Origin of the sequence: Terribacillus sp. DMT04 (assembly GCF_019056395.1) — a bacterium.
GTDB lineage: Bacteria > Bacillota > Bacilli > Bacillales > Amphibacillaceae > Terribacillus > Terribacillus aidingensis_A.
This window is the reverse complement of record NZ_CP077639.1, coordinates 1989882-2010092: the sequence shown is the minus strand read 5'-3', so window position 1 is coordinate 2010092 and position 20211 is coordinate 1989882. Positions and strand designations below refer to the sequence as shown.

At 43.8% G+C, this 20211-nt stretch carries 20 protein-coding genes; 18 read left to right on the top strand and 2 right to left on the bottom strand.

Going from position 1 to position 20211, the window contains the following annotated elements:
* Positions 1 to 7: 7 nt before the first annotated feature.
* Genes KS242_RS10675 through KS242_RS10660 form a run of 4 tightly spaced genes read left to right on the top strand, consistent with a single transcriptional unit; the run spans position 8 to position 2250 of the window.
* Entirely contained in the window at positions 8 to 577 is a 570-nt protein-coding gene (locus KS242_RS10675; protein ID WP_217321330.1) for a nicotinate-nucleotide adenylyltransferase, read from the top strand.
* On the top strand, positions 564 to 1136 hold the full coding sequence (yqeK, locus tag KS242_RS10670; RefSeq protein ID WP_217321329.1) for a bis(5'-nucleosyl)-tetraphosphatase (symmetrical) YqeK: 573 nt from the start codon (positions 564 to 566) through the stop codon (positions 1134 to 1136). The genes KS242_RS10675 and yqeK overlap by 14 nt, the downstream gene beginning before the upstream one ends.
* Positions 1136 to 1492, top strand: coding sequence for a ribosome silencing factor (rsfS, locus tag KS242_RS10665; protein ID WP_217321328.1), 357 nt, complete (start codon positions 1136 to 1138; stop codon positions 1490 to 1492). Before yqeK ends, rsfS begins: the two co-directional genes overlap by 1 nt.
* Positions 1492 to 2250, top strand: a complete 759-nt coding sequence (locus KS242_RS10660) for a class I SAM-dependent DNA methyltransferase (protein ID WP_217321327.1) — start codon at positions 1492 to 1494, stop codon at positions 2248 to 2250. The genes rsfS and KS242_RS10660 overlap by 1 nt, the downstream gene beginning before the upstream one ends.
* A 52-nt stretch (positions 2251 to 2302) precedes the next feature.
* On the opposite strand, the gene comER is transcribed toward KS242_RS10660, so the two are convergent.
* The gene (comER, locus tag KS242_RS10655; protein ID WP_254391689.1) at positions 2303 to 3127 is read right to left on the bottom strand and encodes a late competence protein ComER; all 825 of its coding nucleotides are present in this window, start codon (positions 3125 to 3127) and stop codon (positions 2303 to 2305) included.
* 93 nt (positions 3128 to 3220) lie between these two features.
* Here comER and KS242_RS10650 point away from each other — a divergent pair, with 93 nt between their 5' ends.
* The 4 genes from KS242_RS10650 (at position 3221) to holA (ending at position 8035) form a co-directional block, all read left to right on the top strand.
* Positions 3221 to 3829 (top strand): ComEA family DNA-binding protein, encoded by a 609-nt coding sequence (locus KS242_RS10650; protein WP_217321326.1) that lies wholly within the window; start codon positions 3221 to 3223, stop codon positions 3827 to 3829.
* A 66-nt stretch (positions 3830 to 3895) separates the two neighbouring features.
* Positions 3896 to 4471 (top strand): ComE operon protein 2, encoded by a 576-nt coding sequence (locus tag KS242_RS10645; protein ID WP_217321325.1) that lies wholly within the window; start codon positions 3896 to 3898, stop codon positions 4469 to 4471.
* Positions 4468 to 6720 carry a DNA internalization-related competence protein ComEC/Rec2 gene (locus KS242_RS10640; RefSeq protein WP_217321324.1) on the top strand — a complete coding sequence of 751 codons (2253 nt, stop codon included), beginning with the start codon at positions 4468 to 4470 and terminating at the stop codon, positions 6718 to 6720. Before KS242_RS10645 ends, KS242_RS10640 begins: the two co-directional genes overlap by 4 nt.
* Positions 6721 to 6997: 277 nt before the next feature.
* Positions 6998 to 8035, top strand: coding sequence for a DNA polymerase III subunit delta (holA, locus tag KS242_RS10635; protein ID WP_217321323.1), 1038 nt, complete (start codon positions 6998 to 7000; stop codon positions 8033 to 8035).
* 60 nt (positions 8036 to 8095) lie between these two features.
* On the opposite strand, the gene rpsT is transcribed toward holA, so the two are convergent.
* Positions 8096 to 8362: a 30S ribosomal protein S20 gene (rpsT, locus tag KS242_RS10630; protein ID WP_097041541.1), complete on the bottom strand. Its 267-nt coding sequence runs from the start codon at positions 8360 to 8362 to the stop codon at positions 8096 to 8098.
* A gap of 163 nt (positions 8363 to 8525) precedes the next feature.
* Between rpsT and gpr the strand changes: the two genes are divergently transcribed.
* The 10 genes from gpr to prmA all read left to right on the top strand — a co-directional run bounded on the left by gpr (position 8526) and on the right by prmA (position 20203).
* Entirely contained in the window at positions 8526 to 9611 is a 1086-nt protein-coding gene (gene gpr, locus KS242_RS10625; RefSeq protein WP_371747534.1) for a GPR endopeptidase, read from the top strand.
* An 85-nt stretch (positions 9612 to 9696) separates the two neighbouring features.
* Positions 9697 to 10890, top strand: a complete 1194-nt coding sequence (gene spoIIP / locus KS242_RS10620; protein WP_254391688.1) for a stage II sporulation protein P — start codon at positions 9697 to 9699, stop codon at positions 10888 to 10890.
* On the top strand, positions 10887 to 11213 hold the full coding sequence (locus KS242_RS10615; protein ID WP_217321322.1) for a hypothetical protein: 327 nt from the start codon (positions 10887 to 10889) through the stop codon (positions 11211 to 11213). Before spoIIP ends, KS242_RS10615 begins: the two co-directional genes overlap by 4 nt.
* A 115-nt stretch (positions 11214 to 11328) precedes the next feature.
* Entirely contained in the window at positions 11329 to 13149 is a 1821-nt protein-coding gene (gene lepA / locus KS242_RS10610) for a translation elongation factor 4 (RefSeq protein WP_217321321.1), read from the top strand.
* 63 nt (positions 13150 to 13212) lie between these two features.
* Positions 13213 to 14373: a radical SAM family heme chaperone HemW gene (gene hemW / locus KS242_RS10605; RefSeq protein WP_217321320.1), complete on the top strand. Its 1161-nt coding sequence runs from the start codon at positions 13213 to 13215 to the stop codon at positions 14371 to 14373.
* Positions 14374 to 14449: 76 nt separating this feature from the next.
* The gene (gene hrcA / locus KS242_RS10600; RefSeq protein ID WP_217321319.1) at positions 14450 to 15478 is read left to right on the top strand and encodes a heat-inducible transcriptional repressor HrcA; all 1029 of its coding nucleotides are present in this window, start codon (positions 14450 to 14452) and stop codon (positions 15476 to 15478) included.
* A 69-nt stretch (positions 15479 to 15547) separates the two neighbouring features.
* On the top strand, positions 15548 to 16108 hold the full coding sequence (grpE, locus tag KS242_RS10595; RefSeq protein ID WP_097041532.1) for a nucleotide exchange factor GrpE: 561 nt from the start codon (positions 15548 to 15550) through the stop codon (positions 16106 to 16108).
* Between the two features lie 36 nt (positions 16109 to 16144).
* On the top strand, positions 16145 to 17971 hold the full coding sequence (dnaK, locus tag KS242_RS10590; protein ID WP_217321318.1) for a molecular chaperone DnaK: 1827 nt from the start codon (positions 16145 to 16147) through the stop codon (positions 17969 to 17971).
* A gap of 149 nt (positions 17972 to 18120) precedes the next feature.
* Positions 18121 to 19245: a molecular chaperone DnaJ gene (gene dnaJ, locus KS242_RS10585; RefSeq protein WP_217321317.1), complete on the top strand. Its 1125-nt coding sequence runs from the start codon at positions 18121 to 18123 to the stop codon at positions 19243 to 19245.
* A gap of 19 nt (positions 19246 to 19264) precedes the next feature.
* On the top strand, positions 19265 to 20203 hold the full coding sequence (gene prmA, locus KS242_RS10580) for a 50S ribosomal protein L11 methyltransferase (protein WP_217321316.1): 939 nt from the start codon (positions 19265 to 19267) through the stop codon (positions 20201 to 20203).
* Positions 20204 to 20211: the final 8 nt, after the last annotated feature.

The window sequence follows — 20211 nt, the reverse complement described above, 5'->3', positions numbered from 1 at the left end:
GTACCTTATGAAAAAAGTCGGGTTATTGGGCGGCACATTTGATCCGCCGCATATAGGACATCTATTTATTGCACAAGAAGTCCAGCAACGGCTCGGACTAGATGAAGTTTGGTTCATCCCAGCTTATGAAGCGCCTCATAAGGCGAAGTCCAATACCGATGCAGATCTGCGTTTGCAGATGGTTCAAGCTGCAATTCATGATAACCAACGGTTCCGCATGAATACGATTGAGGTAGAACGTTTAGGGAAGTCGTATACGTTTGATACAATAAAGCTGTTACAGGAAAAGCATCCAAATACTGCATTTCACTTTATCATTGGTGCCGATTTGGTTGAAAGCCTGCATACATGGCATCATATTGATGAATTAGTCAATATGGTGACATTCGCAGGTGTTGGCAGACCTGGCTATAAGCTGGAGACTGCCTACCCGGTTACCTTTATCGAGATACCCGAACTTGAGATTTCCTCAAGTATGATTCGATCTCGCGTCGAACAAGGCGCTTCTGTGCGCTATCTTGTTCCAAATGCAGTGTTTGATGTCATAAAGGAGCAAGAGCTGTATGCAGAGAGATAAGGCTTTAGCAATCGTTGAAAAACATTTAAAAAAACCAAGGTACGAACATACCGTTCGCGTAATGGAGACGAGTATAAAGCTTGCAGAAAAATATGGTGCGGATGAGAAAAAAGCAGAAACCGCAGCTATTTTTCATGACTATGCAAAATACCGTCCGCTTGAAGAAATGCAGCGCTGGATTGAAATGGAACAACTTCCAAAAGACTTGCTGCATTATCACCATGAATTATGGCATGGACCGGTAGGCGCATTAATGGTGGAACGGGAAGTCGGCATTCGAGATCCAGATGTACTGCACGCGATAACCGTGCACACAACTGGCTGTGCGGGGATGTCTGTCTTAGATAAGGTTGTATTCCTAGCCGACTATATTGAACCAGGACGTGCATTTCCTGGCGTAGATGAAGTACGTAAGGTGAGTGAAGAAGATTTAGACAAAGCGTGCTGGATGGCATCACGTAACACAATTAACATGCTTGTCTCGTTACATCGAAAAGTGTATCCGGATACGTTCCACGCTTATAATGATTTATTAAACCCTAATGGAGGTAACGCTTAATGGAAAGTATTGATTTAGCACAATTAGCGGCAAATGCCGCAGACGCAGTAAGAGGGGAAGATGTCGTATTAATGGAGATGGCAGAAGTCTCCCTTATTGCTGATTATTTCATGATTTGTCATGGTACAAGTGAAAGACAAGTGCAAGCGATTGCCAGACGTATTAAAGAGAAAGCTGAAGAAGCAGGTGTTGAGGTTAAACGGCTGGAAGGGCTGGAGCAGTCACGATGGGTGCTTGTTGACCTTGGCGATGTAGTTTGTCACGTGTTCCACGTGGATGAAAGAAGATATTATAACTTGGAACGCCTGTGGGGAGATGCACCGCAAGTGGAACCAGTATTTTCTCAGGAAAGCTAATGGCAGCTTATGAACGGCTTGCTGCCGTCTATGAGCGGCTTATGCAGGATGCGCCGTATGAAGAATGGCAGCAGTTTATGCAGCAAATATTTCAACGTTACGCAAAGATTCCCATTAAAACAGTAGCAGATTTGGGCTGCGGTACGGGATACGTGACGAGGCAGCTTGCAGAATCAGGTTATGAAATGACGGGAATTGACCAATCTGAAAATATGCTTGCCTATGCTGCAAGTATGGATGTCAACCAAACAGTCCGTTGGGTGCAGCAGGATTTGCGTTCATTGGAAAACATCCAGGCAGATGCGGCAATCAGCATGTTTGATGTGGTCAACTATATAACGTCACCAGAAGATGTACAAGCAGCTTTCAGACGGATTTGGGATATGCTTGCTCCAGGCGGAGTCTTTCTTTTCGATGTCCATACGATAAGGCATATGGAAGAAGATTTGGCTGGGGAGTTATTTGCTGAGGTGCATGAGGATCTTGCTTATACGTGGTTCTGTGAAGCAGGACAACAACAAGGCGAAGTATTCCACGATCTCACTTTCTTTACGAAAGAATTGGAGTCAGAAAAGTATGACCGATTTGACGAGTATCATCACCAGCGTACATATCTGCCAGATACGTATAAGAAGTGGCTCGAATTAGCAGGATTTCAAGTTTGCGGGCTATTTGGTGACTTTGATATAGAAAAAACAGAGCAATTGGACCGGGCGGATCGACTCTTTTTCGCTTGTTTGAAAAACCAGGAGGCATAATGCTGCAACCTGGTTTTTTTGTGCAGGAATAAGAGGGAATATGTCGAAAGTTTTATTTGTACGCCCCTTTTTTAATCGCATCTTTCTCTTCGTAGTATTTCCGGTGTGTCGCTTGAAAGAGATGATCGAACATCTCACCTGTCTCCTTCTCCAATACGGCTATACCTTCTCCGGTAATACCGCCTTTCACGCACACCTTCTTGATCAGTTCATCCAGTGTATAATGACCTTTCCCCAGTAAAGTACCGAGACCAATCAGCATTTCAGCAGTGAGCTGTGTTGCTTGTTCGCGAGATATCTCCGTCTCTTCGGCTGCTCCTTCAATAAAGCGCTGTGCCAGATAGCTGAAAAACGCTGGACCGCATGAAACAATATCAGAAGCAACGCGTGTGATGTCTTCTGGGATATAAACAGGATCAGAGTAACTGCTGAACAGATCAATAAGGGCAGCTTTATTTTTGTTTGTGAGTGTTGATCCAAATGTTAAAAGGGTAGTGCCAGCTGCTGCGCGGTTCGTGATGCTTGGAATGGCTCGAGCAACTTGGGAGGATAGGCGTGTTTCCAATTCCGCGACTGAAAAAGGGCTGGTAATAGAGACGATAACTTGATCCGGGCGTACCAGCGAGTAAAGCTCAGAACATACACCTGGCAAATGCGGCGGTCTTACGCAAAGGAATAAAAAATCAGCATATTCTGCTATCGTGCTCAGTGAATCGGCTATTTGTATGCCAGGATAAGACCTTTTTAACGCTACTGCTTTTTCAGCTGACCGGTTCAGCACCATAATTTCTTCTTCCTGAATCGCTCCCGCAGTTACCCAGCTTTCGAGCAACATACTGCCCATATTTCCGGTTCCGATTATTCCCCATTTTGACAATGTAACTCCTCCTCTGCAGTTCTGCTGTCTGCGCCCAATACGCTGTTACCCAGTTTATGCGCACTAGTAAAGTAATATGAAAGGAGGCAGCCAATGCAAATCTTGAAACAATACAGCTGGCTCATTTTGTTGGCGGCTGTTGCAGCTGTATTTTTGTTCAGCCGCATTCCAAAACAGGAGACAGAGCCAGTGATGCAGCCAGCTGCAGAAGCGGATGCGGAGCTGGAACGAACAGCTGCTGCAAAGGAGACTTCTGCGGAAGAAACGGGAGAAGCAGCAGTAATGGTAGATATTAAAGGAGAAGTGAAAAATCCGGGAGTTTATGAACTTGCTTCTGGCAGCAGAGTAGAAAAAGCAATTGAAGCGGCAGGAGGACTGACTGAAAAGGCGGAGCTGCGCAGCATTAATCTTGCACAGAAAGTAAAAGACGAGCAAATGATTTATGTGGCAGCTATTGGCGAAGCTTCATCGGCTGCCGCAATTCAGACTCCAGGCACAAGTGATGCTAGCGAAAAAATTAATATTAATCAAGCAGATGTAAAGCAGCTGACAGAGATAAAGGGTGTAGGAGAAGCAAAGGCACAAGCAATCATTTCTTATCGAGAGGAAAATGGGCCGTTTACTTCCATCGACCAGCTGACAGAGGTATCGGGGATTGGGGAAAAATCGCTGGAGAACATGAAAGATCAAGTTAGCTTATAACGGTTGGTTGACGGATGAAGAGAGGGGATTGTACACTTATTCTAGAATAGAAAGGTGGCTAGCACCATGGAACGAATAGCATGGAATCAATACTTTATGGCGCAAAGCCATTTGCTCGCTTTGCGCAGCACCTGCCAACGGTTGATGGTCGGAGCGACAATTGTCCGTGATAAACGAATGATTGCCGGCGGCTACAACGGCAGCGTATCCGGCAGTAAACATTGCATCGACGAAGGCTGTTATGTCATTGATGGACATTGTGTACGTACTGTACACGCCGAGATGAACGCGCTTTTGCAATGTGCTAAATTTGGGGTGCCGACGGAAGGAGCAGAAATTTACGTCACTCACTTTCCTTGCCTCCAATGCTGTAAAGCACTAATCCAAGCAGGTATCAAAACAGTATATTATGCAAGTGATTATAAAAACCATCCTTATGCAATTTCATTGTTTGCAGAAGCGGGAGTAGATACGCAGCAAGTAGCATTGGAAGAGGTGGTAGTAGATACACACCCTCAGGAAACACGTCATCTGATGGAAAAGGTTGTAGACAAGCTAATACAATCTGGTGATCAAGAAGGCCGTGATCTTGCAGTTCAAACGAAAAACCGTTATCAGCTGCCTGATAAAGAGCGTATATGACGGGGAAATGGCATATTGTTGCGTTAGCGGCCCTCGGAGGGCTGCTGGCGCATACATTGCATGCAATACTATTGTTAGGTCTGCTTTCCTGGCTGGCGCTGTTGGTGCACACCAGACGAATCTCATTTGTATTATTTCTCTTCTCGATGTCAGTGTGTTTACTATTTTTCTTTCTTAGCACCCTCAATCAAGATTCTCCACCTGTTCTTCCTCTGGATGAGCCATTGCAGCTCACTTCAACGATATCCCATCTTTCCGAAACAGATGAACATCTATCATTTCGGGTTCAAACACCAACACATTCTTCCTTCATTTTAGTAACTTATTTCAAACAAGATGCACGCAAACATTTGCCTGGTTTAGCACCTGGTGCAACATGCGTGCTGCAGGGAATACTCAGTGAGCCTGAACCTGCCACGAATCCAGGGGAATTCGATTATAAACAATACTTGCAGCAAAAAAACATTTATTATGAGCTCGAATTAAAAAAGGAGCAAGATATTTCTTGCAAAGGCACGTCTTTCTTCGCATTTCCTCTGAAAATACGCAGTGCATTCCTGGATAAAACAGATAAGATACTGGATAGTCATACTGCTGCTTGGGTGCAGGCGATGATTGCCGGAGAAGACAGCAATTTGAATGAGCAGACGGTACAATTGTTTAATCGCTGGAGCTTATCTCATATCTTGGCGATAAGCGGCATGCATATTGCGTTATTTTCTGCTATTCTTTACTTTCTTTTAACAAAACTTCAGCTTCTGACGCAGGAGAAAACATATGCTTTCCTTTTTGGATTTCTGGCTGTTTATCCTATATTTGCCGGCGGAGAACCATCTGTTTGGCGGTCAGCGCTAATGGTCATGCTAATCATGCTGTTTAAGGTATTAGGAATTAAGCTTCCGATTATAGATAGCATCAGTATCGTTTTTTTACTTCTGCTCCTATTTGATCCGAATTATCTCTTCCATGTAGGCTTTCAATTCAGCTTTCTTGTCAGCTTGGCATTGCTTTTATCCGCAAAAATTTATACGGGATCTTTTATCAGTGCCTTGCTCGAAACAAGTTTGTTAAGTCAGCTCGTAATACTTCCGCTGCAAGTTTCCCAATTCTTCTTCTTAAATCCGCTTTCTGGCTTGATGAACTTGTTTGCAATACCGTTTTACACATTCCTCGGCATTCCGCTCCTTCTGCTTATTAGTGTCTTACTTTTTCTGTCTCCAGGGGCAGCAAATAAGCTTGGATCTTTATTTAAACTGCTTAATGAGACTGTCATTGAATTGTTCCATTTAGTGGATGATGTTGCTTTTTTTCCGTGGGTGACAGGAAAACTGCCTATAGGTATTTCGGTACTTTATTTTGCAGCGCTGGTGCTGTTTTGTGCTGCGTGGGAAACAGGTAAACGGAAAAAAGCAGTACACTATGGCGCTGTTCTTACGGTTATACCGCTTGCAGCTGTACTTTGGCCATATGCAGATCAAACAGGACGCGTGACGATGCTTGATATTGGCCAAGGAGATGCATTTGTAGTCGAGTTGCCGTACCGAAGAGGTGTTTATTTGATTGATGCTGCCGGGAGTGTCGGGATGGATTTTCAGCCGACAGACAAGACTTTTGAACAAGTAATAAAGCCATATTTGTATCAAAGAGGAATCAGCAAAGTGGATGGCATTTTTGCCAGTCATGCTGATCATGATCATATTGGCAGTATTGGGAGGCTGACCGAGGAATTCCATGTCGATTGGGTGCGAACATCTCTTTATTTTGAAAAGCAGCAAGCCCAGCAATGGAACCCCGATACAAAACTAATCTATTGGAAAGCTGGAGAGCTCTTACAGCTTCCTGGCTGGGAGATTCAGTTATTAGGTCCTGTAACCGATAAGTCAGAACCAAACGAAAATTCACTTGTCATGTATACGAAGCTTGGAGGGAAAAGCTGGCTGTTCATGGGAGACGCAGGAAAGGAGGAAGAGGCGGAAATAATGGAGCGCTATCCCTCTTTGCGTGCAGATATATTAAAAGTAGGTCACCACGGCAGCAATACATCAACTGATCCGGCATTCCTTCGACAGCTGGAGCCAGAAGAAGCGCTTATTTCTGCAGGTCGCAAGAACAGGTACGGTCACCCGGCTCCAGAAGTTGTAGAAGCTTTAAAAAATCAAAACATCCGTATCTGGCGTACAGATACGGATGGGGCAGTCGTCTACAGCTTCTCTGGCAAGACAGGCACATTTAGCCCGTATCTTCCATAAGATACGGTAGATATCATCGAGGCAAACAATCTTCCTCAATCGTTGTACGGCATGTACTTACCTCCATTGACAAGAGTTGTCACCTATAAGGTGAAGCATATAGGGAGAAGCTAGGGGTAAGAAAATACCGCTTCGCGTTACAGCCTCCGGAGCTGATTAACAAGAGCGTTTATATAGATAGGAGGGGAGCAATAAACTTTGTTCTCCTCTGTTCCATCTTGCGTTAATCCTGATTTGCCGATACGATAAAGGGTAGGATTTACGTAGGAGTGAGAGCATGTCATATACTGACGCTTTAAAAGCAATCAAGAAAAAGGATTTTTCACCTATATACTTACTATATGGCACAGAATCTTATTTCATGCAGGATATAAAGGAAAAAATAGAGAAACAATTCGCCCTTTCTGACGGAACGAATGTATCTGTGTATGATTTAGAAGAAACGCCAATTCAGGAAGTCATTGCGGACGCGGAGGAATATCCCTTTTTCAGTGACCACAAACTGATTGTGGCCCACCATCCATTCTTTTTAAAAGCAAAACCGGACAAGTCTGCTGTCGATCATCGTTTGGAAAGCTTGGAACAGTACGCCCAAACGCCAGCAGAATGGACAACGCTTGTATTACTGGCGCCATATGAAAAAGTGGATGAGCGGAAAAAAATTATCAAGACAATCAAAAAAAACGGACAAGCTGTCGCTTGTATGCCGGTAAAAGAATGGGATCTATCAGATTGGATTGTTACGCTGTGTAAGGAAAACAATATCTTACTGGAAGATGCCGTTACTGATTTACTTATCCAAGAATCAGGCAGTGACCTATCTATGCTTCGCAGTGAGATCGAAAAACTTGCGTTATATGCGGGCGAAGGTGCGAAAGTTACGTTAGAAATGGCTGAACCGCTCGTATCTCATCAGCAAACTAGCTCTGGTTTAAAATTGGTGGATGCGCTAATGGCAGGCAATTTAGCAAAAGCTATCTATATTTATCACGATCTAATCAAGTTAAAAGAAGAGCCAATCGCTTTGATTGCATTATTAGCTTCGCAATTCCGAACCATCCTGCATGTGAAGCTGCTGAAGCAAAAAGGATATAATCAAGCAAAAATGGCTGAAGTAATAAAAGGCCATCCATTTGTCATTAAACTGGCTTTGAAGCGGGAAGCACATTTTTCTGAAGATGAATTAAAACATATCTTGCTGCGCGCGGCTGAAACAGATGCAGATTTAAAGCAAGGTCGCATGGAGAAGAACTTAGCATTTGAACTGCTGCTCCAGCAAATTGCAGCAATACGAAAAAAAGCCCGGATGGTTTGAACTTCCGGACTTTTTCCTATTAAAAAACGATTCCCAGTAGGAATCGTTTCTCTTAGCTTATTATGCACCAATAGCGTTGACTTTTTTAGTCAAGCTAGACTTTTGACGGTTAGCTTTATTGCGGTGGATTACGCCACCTTGAGCTGCTTTGTCAATTTTGCTGGAAGCAGTTAGAAGTGCTTTTTTAGCAGTTTCTGCATCGTTGTTGGAAACAGCTGTTTCCACGTGCTTCACTGCAGTACGCAAGTCACTTTTCAAAGCTTGGTTTCTTAGACGGCTATCGTTGTTCACACGAATGCGTTTAACCGCTGATTTAATATTTGCCATGTTTGTTTCACCTCCGGCACATTTCATCTTACAACAAAAGCCATTGTACCAAAGCACAGCGATGTTTTCAATAGTTGTTTCATTGTTGATGTCACTTTTCGTATGAATAGCAGCGAAACTGCTTATGCTAATGCTGACATTTGTAGAAATTGGAGGGATAACATTGATCAAACAGCTGCAAGTACGTACAGATTTAGCTATCGAGGCAAAGGATCTCTACTTATCCAGTGAACAGAAACAAGGGACGGCAGCAGGTATTTCCGTTACAGAGAAAAAAACCGATGAAATAACCGTGAATTATGTGCAGGTAAATGAAGAAGGCGCCAAGCAAATCGGAAAAAAAGCCGGTATTTATATTACTATCTATACCGAAGGAGTAAAAAATCAAGATACAAAGCAGCAGCAGGAAACAGCGCTCGTACTAGCGAAGGAACTGGAGCAGATGTTAAAAGAAAATAAGATTGCTCCCGACGCAACCGGCTTAATCGTCGGATTAGGGAACGGAAATGTTACTCCTGATGCACTTGGGCCGGATGTGGTGGAAAAAATTATGGTCACCAATCATCTTTTTCGTCTGCAGCCGGAATCTGTAGCAGAGGGATACAGACCTGTATCAGCTGTGTCACCAGGGGTAATGGGGACGACGGGTATTGAAACAAGCACCCTTATTCACGGAATCATTGAAAAAACAAAACCTGATTTTGTCATAGCTGTCGACGCATTAGCGGCCCGCTCTGTCGAACGAGTGAATAGCACCATTCAGCTTTCTGACACAGGTATTCATCCTGGTTCAGGCGTGGGAAACAAACGCAAAGAATTAAGTAAGGAAACACTCGGAATTCCGGTATTTAGTATCGGTGTCCCGACCGTCGTTGATGCAGTGACTATTACTAGCGATACAATTGATTATCTATTTAAGCATTTCGGGCGAGAGTGGAATGAGAAAGATAAACCTTCCAAGGCATTAGTGCCAGCAGGAATGCGATTTGGCAAAAAAGAGCTAACAGAAGAAGATATGCCTAGTGAGGAGCAAAAACAAGCTATATTTGGTATGGTAGGCGGCCTCAATGAAGCAGAGAAACGGCAGCTGATCCACGAAGTATTGACGCCGCTTGGGCATAACTTGATGGTGACACCGAAAGAAGTAGATGGCTTCATCATTGATATGGCACACGTGATTGCATCAGGTATTAACGGTGCTTTGCATGAAAAGGTTGACCCAACCAATACTTCTGATTATACACGCTGATTTCTTTCAGCGGTTCTACTTGCAGCTTCTCTCTCATAGATTCTAGTAGAGTTCAGCTAGATTCGAAAAGAGAGGAGCTTCTTTTGTGAGAAAAAAGAAGAAAGGCTATCAGCGCAAACGCACGGGTGTGCTGTTTATTTATAAACGTACCTTAATTCTAATCTGTTCTGTTTTGTTTTTGCTGACTGGTATCGCAGCAATGACATCTGCTGGTCCGGCTTATCGATTGTCTTCTCAAGCGCTCACAGAGTGGACAAGGCAGATGGACAGCGGTGTCTACCTGCATCTGCTCAGCAATGAAAATAAAGTCTTTCAAAGTATGCAAACAGATGAAACACCTTCCATTCAGCTAGCAGATCTTTTGCTGCAGATGATGACTACGATAAAGCCAGATGATCCAAGAACATTGCTGGGGTCGGAAATTCCGGGCTTCTCGCTCTATGAGAATCAAATCGTTATCGCAGGTGAAGGAACGAACTATACCAACCTTCCGATAGAATCCGGCCAGCCGGACCATGTGATAGAAGAAGAACCACCGGCCGATACAGAGAAGGAAAAGGAACCAGAAGAGGAGAAAGAGACAAAACCGGAAGAAAACAAAAATACAGCTCCTTCTACTGGTGATAAAGATGTTGTGTTCATCTACTATACCCACAATCAAGAGTCTTACCTGCCATCATTAGATGCTAAGCAGCAAGAAACAGCGTATAACAAAAATGCAAATGTAACTGACGCAGGTGAAGCAATGGCGAAACGATTGGAAGAACTCGGTATTGGCACAGTTACTGACCAAACAGATATAGGGGCTATTCTCAATGAGAAAGGTATGGCATATCACCAATCATACGAGGCGTCGCGCCCAGTAGTAGAAGCGGCTGTATCAAAGAATAAAGATCTTGCTTTTGTATTTGATATTCATCGTGACAGCTTGAAGCGGAAAGATACGACCAAGGAAATTAACGGTGATGTGTATGCCAAAGTCGTATTTGTAGTTGGTGCGGAAAACAAAGATTACGAAAAGAACTTAAAGCTAGCCACAGATCTTCATGAGAAAATCGAAGCTGAATATCCTGGGCTTAGTCGCGGCGTAATAACAAAACAAGGCGCGGGTGTTGATGGGGTGTATAACCAGGATGTTTCTGATAAGGCTGCACTTTTGGAAATCGGAGGAGCTGGCAATACTGTAGAAGAAGCAACTAGAACAGCTGAGCTGTTTGCGGAAATATTTGCGGATTATTACTGGGATGCTGAAAAAGTACAAGGAGGGCAAGCGCAATGAAATATGTTGTAATGATACTGGCTATGCTGACATTGTTTTTTGGCGGTATTCTGATTGGCATGGAAAAAGAGGATGTCCAGCAAGCTGAGCTGCCAGTAAGTAAGCAGAACGAGCAGCTGACCGCCTCTGCGTCCATCGGTATTCCCGAGGATGAGGGCGCAAAGGGAGAGCAAATAAATGAAAAGACACCACCGATTTCGGATGAAGACGCAGACAGCTCGGTCATCCAGCAGCTGGCTAGCGGCCTTGGAAGTGTGTTCACTGGTATCTGTTCTGTTATCATTACAGCGATTGAACAGCTCTCTATCGCCTTGTTTGGCTGATGCAAAAGCGCGTAAAAACATTGAATAAACGAGGTGCAATTGCTATAATCAATGCTAGTTATTGTTACGGCTGTCTCTTAGCAGACAGCTTCGGACAATTTAGGAGTGATTTTGATTGGTAGAGAAGAACAGACGAAATCAGCAGCATGTGCGTAATTTCTCGATCATTGCCCACATCGATCACGGGAAGTCTACATTGGCTGACCGTATTCTGGAGAAAACAAAAGCATTAACTGCGCGTGAAATGAAAGCACAGTACTTAGATGGAATGGATCTGGAAAGAGAACGCGGGATTACGATCAAATTAAATGCAGTCCAGCTGGAGTATGAACGTGAAAACGGCGACACTTATATATTCCACTTGATAGATACACCGGGACATGTCGATTTTACATATGAGGTTTCTCGGAGTTTGGCAGCCTGTGAGGGTGCAATCCTAGTAGTGGATGCAGCGCAAGGTATTGAAGCCCAAACATTAGCCAACGTCTATTTGGCGATGGACAATGACTTGGAAATCATTCCGGTTATCAACAAGATTGATTTGCCAAGTGCCGATCCAGATCGCGTGAAACAGGAGATTGAAGATGTTATCGGAATTGATGCAAGTGATGCTATTTTGGCGTCCGCAAAAGCCGGTATCGGTATAGAAGAAATTCTAGAGGCGATTGTGGATCGAATTCCGCCGCCGCAAGGAAATGATGAGGAGCCGCTAAAGGCGTTAATCTTTGATTCTCTATACGACTCTTACCGAGGGGTTGTAGCGTATACGTGTATCAAAGAAGGTTCTGTAAAAGTCGGTGACAAGATTAAAATGATGGCGACGGGCAAGGAATTTGAAGTCAACGAAGTCGGTGTCTTCAATCCAGTACCTATTAAAAAGGACGAGCTTGTAGTCGGTGATGTTGGTTACTTAACGGCTTCCATCAAAAATGTCAGTGACACACGTGTTGGTGATACAATCACGCTTGCTAATAACCCAGCTGCCGAGGCGCTGCCTGGCTATAGAAGATTGAATCCAATGGTGTATTGTGGATTGTTCCCAGTCGATGCGAGCAATTACAATGACTTGCGAGAAGCACTTGAACGACTGGAATTGAATGATAGCTCCCTGCAATATGAAGCAGAAACTTCCCAAGCGCTTGGGTTTGGCTTCCGTTGTGGATTTTTGGGGCTTTTGCATATGGAGATTATTCAAGAACGTATTGAACGTGAATTCAATATTGATTTAATTACCACAGCTCCAAGTGTTATTTATAATGTTATTATGACTGACGGCAGTGAAGTGCGTGTCGACAACCCAGCAGATATGCCAGATGCACAATCCCGTACAGAAGTACAAGAACCGTACGTGAAAGCAACAATTATGGTACCGAATGATTATGTTGGTACAGTGATGGAGTTATGTCAGAAAAAACGCGGTGATTTCCAAGATATGCAGTACTTGGATGATGTGCGCGTGAACGTTGTCTATGAGATTCCGCTTTCAGAGATTGTTTACGACTTCTTTGATCAACTGAAGTCTCAAACAAAAGGCTATGCCAGCTTCGATTATGAACTGATTGGCTACAAAGCATCTGAGCTTCAAAAAATGGATATTCTTCTTAATGGTGATACCATTGATGCGCTGTCTTTTATCGTACACAGAGACTTTGCCTTTGACCGCGGTAAATCTATTGTGGAAAAATTAAAGGCACTTATACCTCGTCAGCAGTTTGAGGTACCTGTGCAAGCGGCAATCGGGAACAAGATTGTGGCACGATCCAATATTAAAGCAATACGTAAAAACGTTCTTTCCAAATGTTACGGCGGGGATATCTCTCGTAAACGTAAATTGCTTGAAAAGCAAAAAGAAGGTAAGAAACGGATGAAGATGGTTGGTTCTGTAGAAGTTCCACAAGAAGCATTTATGGCCATCCTTCAAATGGATGATGAATAATAGAAAACAGACAACCCTTGTCCTTTATGACAAGGGTTTGTCATTGCGGAAGGAGGCATCATGATGGACGAAGTAAAATCCGCTTATATCCATATCCCATTTTGTGAACAGCTCTGTCATTATTGTGATTTCACAAAGTTTTTCTACCGGGAAGACAGTGCAGATGATTATGTCGAGGCATTGCGGAAAGAAATCCAGCATTATGTTCCGAACAGAAAGCAAATGAATACTATTTTTGTCGGCGGCGGTACGCCGACGGCTTTGAATATGCGGCAGCTGGAGCATGTGCTGAAAAGTGTTGATCAGGCATTTGATGTACATGGAGCGAAAGAATATACATTTGAAGCTAACCCTGGTGATTTGACGAAGGAAAAAGCCGACCTGTTGAGAGCTTACGGTGTAGACCGGATCTCTCTTGGTGTCCAGGTTTTCGATGATAAACTACTGGAGGCTATCGGCAGGCTGCATCGAGTAAAACATGTCTATGAGAGTCTTGATTTGCTAAAGCAAGCTGGTTTTGACAATATTAGTATTGATTTGATTTATGCCTTGCCAGGGCAGACATTGGAACAGTTTGGGCATACTGTGGAAGAAGCACTGCAGTTTGATCTTCCGCATTATTCTTCTTATTCGCTGCAAATTGAGCCAAAGACAGTCTTTTACCAGCGTTATAAAAAAGGGACATTAAAAAAAGCGCCGGAAGAGTTAGAAGCAGAGATGTACAATCTGCTGCGTGATGAAATGAAAGCGCACGGCCGCCAGCAATACGAAGTAAGCAACTTCGCAGTTCCTGGCAAAGAGAGCCAGCATAATCTTGCTTATTGGAACAATGACTTTTATTATGGTCTTGGTGCTGGTGCTCATGGCTATTTGCCGGAACGCCGTATCATTAATATTCGTCCGCTTCCTGCTTATTTAAAGCAAGCAAACGAAAATGGTATACCTGTACTGCACGAAGATCCTATTGGTCGAAAAGAACGAATTGAAGAAGAACTGTTCCTCGGACTGCGAAAAAAATCTGGAGTCAGTAAAGAAGCATTTCTACAGAAGTATGGCATTGCACTTACAGATGTCTACCGCGAGGCATTGGATCGCCTGATTGCGAAGGGCTGGCTCATTGAAGATGACGCGCATGTTGCCATGACGGAGGACGGTTTCTTGTTCGGAAATGACGTCTTTCAAGAGTTTCTTTTAGAGGAAGAACCAGCAAGCGTTTCGAATTGACAATTTATCTAGGCTTTGTTACCTTATATGTATATTTAGCACTCACCAAACAAGAGTGCTAATCGAGGTGATGATCATGCTGACAGAAAGACAGCTGCGTATCCTTCAAGTGATTGTCGACGACTTTATTGAAACGGCGCAGCCAATTGGCTCGCGTGCTATTTCAACGAAGCAGGAAGTTTCCTACAGCGCGGCGACGATCCGCAATGATATGGCTGAACTGGAACAGCTCGGCTTGATCGAGAAGACGCATACCTCTTCGGGAAGGGTTCCTTCCGAAAAAGGATATCGCTTCTACGTGGATCATCTACTGACGCCGTTTCATCTATCGCGGCAGGATACGTCAGCAATTAAACAGACATTCTCGGCTAATATGCGCGAGATGGAGGAAGTTGTGCAGCAATCAGCAGCACTTTTATCGGAGTTGACCAATTACACTAGTATTATATTGGGACCTGAGATGCTGGAGACGAAGCTGAAACACATACAGCTTCTGACTTTATCTGATTTTACTGCTGTCTTACTCCTTGTAACAGATACAGGACATGTGGAGCATAAATCTTTTCGTATACCGGATGGAATGCACCATAGCGAGATGGAACGAGTTGTGAACATCCTGAATGACCGTTTGGCTGGTGTGCCGCTCATGATGGTGCCTGGCAGATTACGAACGGAAGTACGGGAACTGCTGAAGCAGCATACGGAAAACTTTGATACAATTTTCGCTTATCTGCGTTCATTCATTGATTCCGACCAGCCGCTGAAGCTTTATTTTGGAGGCAAGGCAAACATTTTGATGCAGCCTGATTTTCAAGATATAAACAAGATACGCTCTCTTTATACAATGATAGAAGAAGAAGGCGAGAGTTTGGCCCATCTTCTTAGAGGTGAGCAGAACGGTTTGCATGTTGCAATCGGCACCGAAAATAAACTAGATGCCATGCAGGATTGCAGCTTTGTGACTGCCAGCTATTCAGCGGACGGCGTGCATATGGGAACAGTTGCACTGCTAGGACCTACGAGGATGGAATATTCCCGGGTGCTGTCGCTGATGCATGTCTTATCGAACAAACTGACCAGTGCGTACCAGGACTGGCAGAGATGAAGTTGAATATGGCTTGCTTTCACTAGCAAGCCTTTCATATAAGCAATGCTTTTTCAGGAGGTGACCATCATGGCAAATGAAGAAAAAGAAAATTTGAACCAAAGCGAAGAACAGGAAGCTGCAGAAGCAGAAGTAATTGATGCAGATACAGCTGAAGAATCCGAAACGAACGCTGAAGGCAGCGAAGGTCTGACACAGATTGAACAGGAGAAAAATGATCTCCAGGAACGTCTGTTACGCGTACAAGCGGAATATGATAACTTCCGCAAACGTACACAGAAGGAAAAGGAAGCTGCCAGCAAATATAGATCACAGGATTTAGCGGAAGCCTTGCTTCCAGTTGTCGACAACTTGGACCGCGCTCTTCAAACTGTACAAGATGAGGAAGCGAATAAAGGGTTTGTCGATGGAATCCGCATGGTACATCGTCAATTGTTAGAGGCTTTCGACAAGCAAGGAATCGAAGCTATCGAAACAGTTGGACAGCCTTTCGATCCGCATCAGCACCAAGCAGTTATGCAGGTGGAAAATGCAGATTATGAGCCAAATACAGTTGTACAAGAACTGCAAAAAGGCTACAAGTTAAAAGACCGCGTCATTCGACCGGCTATGGTACAAGTGAATTCATAAGCACTACATATGCTTTAAAAGGAGGAAAAATACAAAATGGGTAAAATCATTGGTATTGACTTAGGTACAACAAACTCTTGTGTGTCTGTAATGGAAGGTGGCGAAGCACGCGTCATTCCGAATCCGGAAGGAAACCGTACAACACCATCTGTTGTTGCTTTTAAAAACGGAGAAAGACAAATCGGTGAAGTAGCGAAGCGTCAAGCGATTACGAACCCGAACACAATCCAGTCCATCAAGCGTCATATGGGTACAGATTATAAAGTAGAAATTGAGGGCAAATCTTATACGCCTCAAGAGATCTCTGCTATCATCCTGCAGTACATCAAGTCATTCGCAGAAGAATATCTTGGTGATACAGTTGATAAAGCAGTCGTAACTGTTCCTGCATACTTCAACGATGCAGAGCGTCAAGCTACAAAAGATGCTGGTAAAATCGCAGGTCTTGAAGTTGAGCGTATTATCAACGAGCCTACTGCCGCAGCACTTGCTTACGGTATCAACACAGAAGAAGATCAAACAATCCTTGTTTATGACCTTGGCGGCGGTACGTTTGACGTATCTATCCTTGACATCGGTGACGGTACGTTTGAAGTAGTATCCACTGCAGGTGACAACCGTCTTGGCGGTGATGATTTTGACCAAGTAATCATTGATCATCTTGTTGCGGAATTCAAAAAAGAAAATGGCATTGACCTTTCTAAAGATAAAATGGCAATGCAGCGCTTGAAAGATGCAGCTGAAAAAGCGAAAAAAGATCTTTCTGGTGTAACACAAACACAAGTTTCCTTGCCGTTCATCACAGCAGGAGCAGAAGGTCCGCTTCACTTGGAACTTTCTCTATCTCGTGCGAAATTCGATGAGCTGTCTGCTGACTTAGTAGAACGTACAATGGGACCAACTCGTCAAGCATTGCGTGATGCAGACCTTTCTGCAAGCGAAATTGATAAAGTTATCCTTGTTGGTGGTTCTACTCGTATTCCTGCAGTTGTAGAAGCAATCAAAAAAGAAACTGGTCAAGAACCTTCTAAAGGGGTTAACCCGGATGAAGTTGTTGCACTTGGTGCAGCAATTCAGGGTGGTGTCTTGCAAGGTGATGTAAAAGACGTTGTACTTCTTGACGTTACACCACTTTCTCTTGGTATCGAAACAATGGGCGGCGTGTTCACGAAGCTAATCGAAAGAAACACCACGATTCCTACAAGTGCGTCCCAAACATTCTCTACTGCAGCTGACAATCAGCCTTCTGTAGATATTCACGTACTTCAAGGGGAGCGCGAAATGGCAGCAAACAATAAAACGCTTGGCCGTTTCCAATTGTCCGATATCCCGCCAGCACCACGCGGCGTACCGCAAATCGAAGTATCCTTTGATATCGATTCTAATGGTATCGTAAACGTACGTGCGAAAGATATGGGTACAAATAAAGAGCAATCTATTACGATTAAATCTTCTTCAGGTCTTTCTGATGATGAAGTAGAAAAAATGGTAAAAGAAGCGGAAGAAAACGCGGAAGAAGATAAAAAACGCCGCGAAGAAGTAGATCTTCGCAATGAAGCAGATCAGCTTATCTTCCAAACAGATAAAACGTTGAAAGATCTTGCTGAGAATGTTTCTGATGAAGACAAACAAAAAGCAGAAGCAGCAAAAGAAGAACTTCAAAAAGCACTAGAAGGTACTGATCTTGAAGAAATCACAGCGAAGAAAGATGCGCTCTCTGAACAAGTGCAAGCACTTTCTGTGAAACTGTATGAGCAAGCTGCACAAGCACAGCAAGCTGAAGCAGGTCAAGATGGCCAACAAGCAGGCGATGATGTTGTCGATGCTGACTTTGAAGAAGTAAAAGACGAAGACAAGAAATAAGCAACTAGCAGAATGATGTAACACCCTACAAGTCAAAGCCGCTCGTGAGCAGGCTTTGACTTGTTACATGTTCAGCGGGTTTGCTGACTGTAATGCTTAATGGTATGATAAAATTTATGCAAAAAGAAGAGTCGGGAGAGTGATTGTCAGTGAGTAAGCGGGACTACTACGATGTGCTGGGCGTCGGCAAGGACGCACCAAAGGAAGAGATTAAGAAAGCATATCGTAAACTTGCGCGCAAATACCATCCAGATGTGAACAAAGCAGATGACGCTGCTGATAAGTTCAAAGAGGCAAAAGAAGCGTATGAAATACTAGGAAATGAACAAAAGCGCGCACAATACGATCAATTCGGTCATGCAGGGCCGCAAAGTCAAGGATTCGGCGGAGCAGGAGCGCAGGACTTCGGCGGTTTCGGTGATATATTTGATATGTTCTTTGGCGGTGGCGGCCGTCGCCAAGACCCTAATGCACCGCGGCAGGGTGCAGATTTGCAGTATACAATGACACTCAAATTTGAAGAAGCCATATTCGGAAAAGAGACCGATATCGAGATTCCGAAAGAAGAAGAATGTGATACATGTCACGGATCCGGAGCCAAACCGGGAACGAAGCCGAAAACATGTACGCATTGTAACGGGAGCGGCCAGCTTAATGTGGAACAAAACACACCATTTGGCCGTGTCGTAAACAAACGCGTATGTAATACATGCAGCGGAACGGGTAAAATCATTCCGGATAAATGTAAGACTTGCGGAGGATCCGGTCGTGTACGTAAACGCAATAGCATCCATATTAAAATTCCTGCAGGTATTGATGATGGCCAGCAAATCCGTGTATCCGGAAAAGGGGAAGCCGGCGTCAATGGTGGACCTCCAGGAGACCTATACGTCGTAATTCAAGTTCGCAGTCATGAATTCTTTGAGCGTGATGGCGACAACATCTACTGTGAGATGCCAATAACCTTCGCGCAAGCTGCACTAGGTGATGAGATTGAAGTGCCGACAGTACATGGCGCAGTAAAACTGAAAGTTCCTGCAGGTACACAAACAGGACGCGTCTTCCGACTGAAAGGCAAAGGTTCGCCAAATGTCCGCGGGTATGGTCAAGGAGATCAGCATGTCAAGATTCGCGTTGTGACACCTACCAATTTGTCAGATCGTCAAAAAGAACTCTTGCGTGAACTAAATGATCTTAGCGGCAATGATTCAGCTGGTGAACAGCATGATAGCATCTTTACACGTATGAGACGTGCATTCAAAGGTGAGTCTTAATAAAAGGAGTGACGTGTACGTGAAATGGGCGGAACTGTGTATTCATACGACGAACGAAGCGATAGAACCAATTTCCAACATCTTGCATGAGGCAGGTGCTAGCGGCGTTGTAATTCAAGATCCAGAAGACTTGGTAAAGGATTACGAAACAACGTTTGGAGAAATTTATGAGTTAAATCCAGATGATTATCCTGCAGAAGGTATTTACGTTAAAGCTTATTTGCCAACAAATAGTTTTCTGAATGAAACAGTAAATGAAATAAAAGCAGCCATTACCAACTTGGTAGATTATCAAATCGATATCGGAACAAATCATGTGACGGTTAGTGAGGTAGACGAGGAAGATTGGTCTACGGCTTGGAAGAAATATTATAAACCAGTCAAAATATCTGAGAAATTTACCATAATCCCTACATGGGAAGAATATACGCCTGTGGCTAGTGATGAAGTGATCATGGAACTTGACCCCGGTATGGCGTTTGGAACAGGAACCCACCCGACTACTGTGTTGAGCGTTCAGGCCATCGAACGGTATATCCAAAAGGGAGATACAGTTATTGACGTTGGTTCTGGTTCAGGTGTTTTAAGTATTGCTGCTGTTTTACTCGGTGCCGCCCATGTACATGCTTTCGATTTGGATGACGTTGCAGTAAAGAGCACCTTAATCAATGCGGAACTTAATCATACTGCTGACAAAATTACTGCGAAGGCAAATAACTTGCTTGAAGGAGTAGCTGTGGAAGCAGATGTTATTGTTTCTAACATCCTTGCTGAGATTATATTGAAATTTACGGATGATGCTTACAAACGAATTAAACCAGGCGGCTTGTTCATTACGAGCGGCATTATCAGCCAGAAGAAGGGCGACGTCAAACAAGGATTAATAGATGCCGGTTTTGAGATTGTTGAAGTAAATGAAATGGAAGATTGGGTTGCGATTATTGCAAGAAAGAATTAAGGCAGAGG

Bases quoted from the DNA above. Each gene is read 5' to 3' on its own strand.
- dnaK (WP_217321318.1), top strand. From the start codon at position 16,145: ATGGGTAAAATCATTGGTATTGACTTAGGTACAACAAACTCTTGTGTG.
- rsfS (WP_217321328.1), top strand. From the start codon at position 1,136: ATGGAAAGTATTGATTTAGCACAATTAGCGGCAAATGCCGCAGACGCA.
- holA (WP_217321323.1), top strand. From the start codon at position 6,998: ATGTCATATACTGACGCTTTAAAAGCAATCAAGAAAAAGGATTTTTCA.
- KS242_RS10660 (WP_217321327.1), top strand. From the start codon at position 1,492: ATGGCAGCTTATGAACGGCTTGCTGCCGTCTATGAGCGGCTTATGCAG.
- KS242_RS10650 (WP_217321326.1), top strand. From the start codon at position 3,221: ATGCAAATCTTGAAACAATACAGCTGGCTCATTTTGTTGGCGGCTGTT.
- hemW (WP_217321320.1), top strand. From the start codon at position 13,213: ATGGACGAAGTAAAATCCGCTTATATCCATATCCCATTTTGTGAACAG.
- KS242_RS10675 (WP_217321330.1), top strand. From the start codon at position 8: ATGAAAAAAGTCGGGTTATTGGGCGGCACATTTGATCCGCCGCATATA.
- KS242_RS10645 (WP_217321325.1), top strand. From the start codon at position 3,896: ATGGAACGAATAGCATGGAATCAATACTTTATGGCGCAAAGCCATTTG.
- grpE (WP_097041532.1), top strand. From the start codon at position 15,548: ATGGCAAATGAAGAAAAAGAAAATTTGAACCAAAGCGAAGAACAGGAA.
- hrcA (WP_217321319.1), top strand. From the start codon at position 14,450: ATGCTGACAGAAAGACAGCTGCGTATCCTTCAAGTGATTGTCGACGAC.
- KS242_RS10640 (WP_217321324.1), top strand. From the start codon at position 4,468: ATGACGGGGAAATGGCATATTGTTGCGTTAGCGGCCCTCGGAGGGCTG.
- rpsT (WP_097041541.1), bottom strand. From the start codon at position 8,362: ATGGCAAATATTAAATCAGCGGTTAAACGCATTCGTGTGAACAACGAT.
- yqeK (WP_217321329.1), top strand. From the start codon at position 564: ATGCAGAGAGATAAGGCTTTAGCAATCGTTGAAAAACATTTAAAAAAA.
- KS242_RS10615 (WP_217321322.1), top strand. From the start codon at position 10,887: ATGAAATATGTTGTAATGATACTGGCTATGCTGACATTGTTTTTTGGC.